Below are 246 nucleotides of genomic sequence, written 5' to 3'. Positions count from 1 at the left end.
ATCGCGTTTTGAGTCAGTACCGTTTCAGTTTGATAGTCGTAAACATAAGTGCCGTTACAGCAGATGATTGGCGTATCTAACCCCAATTCGTAGTAATAAGGTCGTGCTGCTGTGTGGTGTCGACCAGTCACAATCACGACATGACAACTTTGTTTGGCTTCTTGGATCGCCTTTTTCAGTTCTGGATGAATCGTGTGATCATCCTTTAACACGGTTCCATCGAGATCTAACGCCAGCACTTTATAC

The 246-nt window shown here is 44.3% G+C and carries 1 protein-coding gene; it reads right to left on the bottom strand.

Translation table 11 applies throughout. From position 1 onward, the window contains the following. On the bottom strand, window positions 1–246 hold a 246-nt coding region (locus AB4496_RS29320), incomplete at both ends, for an HAD-IIB family hydrolase (RefSeq protein ID WP_372133646.1).

It is taken from the genome of Vibrio sp. 10N.222.46.A1, assembly GCF_041473595.1.
GTDB classification, from domain to species: domain Bacteria; phylum Pseudomonadota; class Gammaproteobacteria; order Enterobacterales; family Vibrionaceae; genus Vibrio; species Vibrio tasmaniensis_A.
Note: the sequence above shows the minus strand (reverse complement) of the source record. Positions and strands in the feature narration are given on the sequence as shown.